Source organism: Streptosporangium nanhuense, from assembly GCF_059358815.1.
This window is the reverse complement of record NZ_JCADBG010000095.1, coordinates 1-1,400: the sequence shown is the minus strand read 5'-3', so window position 1 is coordinate 1,400 and position 1,400 is coordinate 1. Positions and strand designations below refer to the sequence as shown.

Sequence of the window (1,400 nt, the reverse complement as noted above, 5' to 3'; positions counted from 1 at the left end):
CCTTCCATGATCATGTCGAGGACGGCGTGCTCGTCCAGCTCACCCGCGCCGGCCTCACGAATGACCCGGCCCTCCCGCAGGACCAGCACCCGATCGGCCAGCCCCAGCACCTCGGGAACCTCACTGGAGACCAGCAACACCCCGATCCCCTCATCGGCCAGCCGCCGCACCAGCGCGTACAACTCCGCCCGAGCCCCCACATCCACCCCGCGGGTCGGCTCGTCCAACAGCAGCAGCTTGCGGTTGTTCAGCAACCACCGGGCCAGCACCGCCTTCTGCTGGTTACCGCCCGACAACGTCTTGATCGGCCGCTCCGGATCGGCGGGCCGGATGTCCAGGGCTTGGACCATCTCCCGCGCATCGGCCGCCTCCCGGCGCCGGTCCATCCAGCCCAGCCGCGAGTACCGGCCCAAACTCGCCAGACTGATGTTGCGCGAGACGCTCTGGTCCAGCAGCAACGCCTGCGCCTTGCGCTCCTCGGGCGCCAGCCCCATGCCCAGCCGCACCGCACCGGTCGTACCACCACCGCGGCGCACCACCTTGCCCTCCAAGACCACCTGGCCCGAGAAGCGCCGCGCCCCGTACACCGCCTCGATGATCTCCGAGCGGCCCGAACCGACCAGACCGGCCAGCCCGACGATCTCCCCCGCCCGCACCGAGAACGACACGTCCGAGACGACCCCGGGGACGGTGAGGTTCTCGACCCGCAGCACCTCGTTCCCCTCTACGGGCTCCGCGCGGCGCGGCGGGAAGACGTACTCGACGTTGCGGCCGGTCATCAGCGAGACCACCTGCGAGGTCGGCGTCTCCTTGGCCGGCAGGCCCACCGCGACCGTGCGGCCATCCTTGAGCACCGTCACCCGATCACCGATCTCGCGGATCTCCTCCAGCCGGTGGGAGATGTAGACCACCGCCACCCCCTGGGCGGTCAGCTCCCGGATGATCCGGAACAGGTTGCCCACCTCGTCGTGGGCCAGCGCCGCCGACGGCTCGTCCATGATGATCAGCCGGGTGTCGTGCGACAGCGCCCGCGCCATGCTCACCACCTGCTTGGCCGCCGGGGACAGCCGGCCCACCTCCACCGACGGGCGGATCTCCGCGTGCCCCAGCCGCGCCAGCAACTCCCGCGTCGCCCGCGCCGCCTCCGAGCGGCCCACGAACCCCATCCGGGCCGGCTCATGACCCAAGAACACGTTCTCGGCCACGCTCAGGCCGTCCACCAGGTCCAGCTCCTGATAGATCGTGGAGATCCCGAGCCGGATCGCGGCGATCGGGCTCGACAGCCGCACCTCCTCACCGCTGAGCGTGATCGTCCCCTCGTCGGGCTGGTGAGCGCCCGCCAAAGTCTTGATCAAAGTGGACTTCCCGGCACCGTTCTGGCCGAGCAGGCAGTGCACCTC

Annotated in this window: 1 protein-coding gene; it reads right to left on the bottom strand. The window is 70.4% G+C overall.

Going from position 1 to position 1,400, the window contains the following annotated elements:
- A partial coding sequence (locus AC5L38_RS44120; RefSeq protein WP_495248805.1) for a sugar ABC transporter ATP-binding protein occupies positions 1 to 1,400 on the bottom strand: 1,400 nt, incomplete at both ends.